Origin of the sequence: Aestuariivirga sp., from assembly GCF_044239095.1 — a bacterium.
GTDB lineage: Bacteria > Pseudomonadota > Alphaproteobacteria > Rhizobiales > Aestuariivirgaceae > Aestuariivirga.
The window spans coordinates 1-2,663 of sequence record NZ_JBIICB010000400.1; the positions used below are offsets into that span (position 1 = coordinate 1).

General features: G+C 64.3%; 6 protein-coding genes. 4 read left to right on the forward strand and 2 right to left on the reverse strand.

The window, feature by feature from the left end:
* Window positions 1-932, reverse strand: a 932-nt coding sequence (locus ACILRA_RS21860; RefSeq protein WP_395664148.1) for a phage terminase large subunit family protein, incomplete at its 3' end; no start/stop codon positions are given.
* Complete coding sequence (locus ACILRA_RS21865) at window positions 832-1,329, reverse strand: hypothetical protein (protein WP_395664149.1); 498 nt, start codon at window positions 1,327-1,329, stop codon at window positions 832-834. The genes ACILRA_RS21865 and ACILRA_RS21860, both read right to left, overlap by 101 nt.
* Window positions 1,330-1,440: 111 nt before the next feature.
* Between ACILRA_RS21865 and ACILRA_RS21870 the strand changes: the two genes are divergently transcribed.
* From ACILRA_RS21870 to ACILRA_RS21885, 4 genes are all read left to right on the forward strand, one after another.
* The gene (locus ACILRA_RS21870; RefSeq protein WP_395664150.1) at window positions 1,441-1,635 is read left to right on the forward strand and encodes a DUF6900 domain-containing protein; all 195 of its coding nucleotides are present in this window, start codon (window positions 1,441-1,443) and stop codon (window positions 1,633-1,635) included.
* The gene (locus ACILRA_RS21875; protein ID WP_395664151.1) at window positions 1,632-1,853 is read left to right on the forward strand and encodes a hypothetical protein; all 222 of its coding nucleotides are present in this window, start codon (window positions 1,632-1,634) and stop codon (window positions 1,851-1,853) included. Before ACILRA_RS21870 ends, ACILRA_RS21875 begins: the two co-directional genes overlap by 4 nt.
* A 25-nt stretch (window positions 1,854-1,878) precedes the next feature.
* Window positions 1,879-2,058 (forward strand): hypothetical protein, encoded by a 180-nt coding sequence (locus ACILRA_RS21880; protein WP_395664152.1) that lies wholly within the window; start codon window positions 1,879-1,881, stop codon window positions 2,056-2,058.
* Window positions 2,059-2,160: 102 nt separating this feature from the next.
* Window positions 2,161-2,663, forward strand: a 503-nt coding sequence (locus ACILRA_RS21885; protein WP_395664153.1) for a DUF3489 domain-containing protein, incomplete at its 3' end; no start/stop codon positions are given.

The window sequence follows — 2,663 nt, forward strand, 5'->3', positions numbered from 1 at the left end:
TTGGCGTTCATCTCCTGCTTGTCATCGTCATGGTGCAGCCCGCCGCAGTGCGGGCATTGCAGCTGGGCGGAGCGTGCGGCTTCCGCCGGTGTGGCGTTCTCGGGCCAGCGCATCTGCGCGAAGCGCGGCACGAAGTACTTGTCGCAGTGCAGGCACGGCCAGCAGAAGTGGTGCCGGGTCCCTGACTGCCAGAGTTTCCAGATGGCGCTCTCGACCGCCTGGCCGTCGGCGGGCTTCCAGAAGGTGAGGCCGCTCCTCGGGTCATGCTCGGTTTCGATCAACCCACGTGACGGTGTCGACGTAACGACGGTGACGAAGTCCGCATAGGTCTCGCCGCGGGCTTCGACCAATCCCAGAGGATCGCCCTGCCCCTTCACATTGGCCAGCATCTCGTCGTACTCGTCGACCAGGGCCAGCGCCGCGGGGCTCGACTTCAGCGCCGCCGAGGATCCGGCATGTGCCAGGCGCACCGGAACACCGGCCACGATCTTCAGCGTCTTCTTCATGCGCCGGCCGCGCACCACCTTGGCCGACAGCGTCTCCGCCTCATCCAGCAGGTTCATCAGCCGCGGCTCGAACTGGTCAGTCAGGAAGTCCCGGATGGGACCCACGTAAAGGATCGGCGCGGGGCGCTGGTCGAGCCGGGCCCCCATGATATCGAGAAGCCCGTCAGTCTTCCCCATCTGGGCCCCGCAGACCGTCACGACCCGCTTGTGTTCTCCTGCATGCACGGCCCGTTCCACCGGGATGATGTAAGGCGTAATCGCTGGATCACGAGGACCCGGAAGCCCGGACGTCTCGGCATAAATCCTGTTGGCGCGCGCCCACTCATCAGGCGGCAGCTTCGGCGCGGGCCGGAGAATGGCTTCTGCCAGCCTCCAGGACTTCAGCTTTTTCTGCGGCTCGCTGGGCAAGGCGCGAGAGGACACCATCAATCTCTGCCTCTACCTTCTGCCGCTCGGCAATGATGCGGGTGAGCCGGGCGGGAAGACCGGCGAGTTCCGACCGCACCAAGCCGGCAAGCTCCGCCATGTCGGTCAGCGCGTCCTCGATCGGGATCAGGTCACGCGAGCGTTCGGCAATCCGCAGTTCGATTTCCAGGGCCCTTGCATCGCGCACCCGGCTGTCGGCGGCCGACTTGGCGGAACGGCGCTCATCTTCCTTCAGGTAGCGCAGATAACCCTGCACTGAACCCACAAGCTGAACGAAGCCGCGCTTTTCGGACTTGGGGATATAGCCCTGCTTCACCAACTGCCGGATGCGCTCCTCCGAGATCATCAGCAGCCTTGCGGCCTGGCCGATGGGGATGAGGCCCGCATGTTCCGCCATGCGCAATCACCTCCGGGGAACTGCCCTGATGATACTTTAGGAATAAAACACTATTCTGCTTGTCTTCCGGCGGACGTCGAGCATGTATGGCTTCAACAACGGAGGCACACCATGACGAAAGACCTGCAGACAGAGCTGCTTGACATCGCAACGCGGCACATCACCAACCTCGAGACGCTCGAAACCCGCCGCTCCGACGCGCTCGACTTCCACGATGTCGCGGTCTGGGAACTCCGCGCGGCCCTCAAAGCCGCCTACCGCGCCGGACAGGCGAGCGTTGCCAACAAGATCGGCAGCCGCACATGAAGCGCCGCAGGGACAATAACGAGGCCCTCGCCGTCTTCATCGCGAACAAGGCCGGGATCGACACCATGCTGGCCCGGCTGGCGGCACTCAGCGCGAACCATTTCGATGCCGATCCCGCTTCCGTGAACTGGGGCCACGTGGGCACCCTCGAATTCTATGCAAGCCAACTGAAGCGCATCACCGATAGCGCCTTCCACGAAGGCGAACATGCCGAGTAGGCCCACAGCAGGATTGGAAAGCGTCATGCATGTCTTCAGCTACGGCACCGGCATCTTCGGCCGCCCGGTCGAATGTTTCCGCCTCGGCGATGATTATTATCTCTACGGCGCCACCGAACATGGCGACGCGAGAGTACTGCCCAGCCTCGGCATGGCGCGGGAGGTTGCAGCTACAGCCCTGCCCAACGCCCTGAGACGCCGATAGCGCCGCGAACGGCCCGCTCCCCGCGCCCCGCATCAAGTGCGGGGCCTGGGCTCGTAGGAACCGGCGATCCCGCCGGTTCAACAGGCCGAAGGAGCCAACACCATGACAAAACTGTCCGACACCCAGCGCGTCATCCTCAGCGCCGCCTCGCAGCGCACCGACCGCCTCGCCCTCCCCCTGCCGAAGCGCCTCAAGGGCGGTGCCGCTCACAAGGTTGTCAACGCCCTGATCGGGAACGGCCTTCTCAAGGAGATGAAGGCCAACCGCAAGCTCAACGATCCCGTCTGGCGCGAAGCCGAGGATGGCCGCGCATTGACGCTGATCGTCACCGACGCCGGACTTGCCGCGATTGGCATCGAACCCGAGGGAACCAAAGAACCGGTTGTCGAAACTCCACAGCCTGCGGCCCCGAGGGAGCGCAAGACCCGTGAAGGCACCAAGCAGGCGCTGGTGATCGAGATGCTGCGCCGTCCCCGAGGCGCCACCATTGCCGAGATCGTCGAGGCGACGGAATGGGCTTCACATACGACCCGCGGCTTTTTTGCGGGCGCGCTCAAGAAGAAGCTGGGCCTGAGCATTTCCTCGGAGAAGGATGATCGACGGGG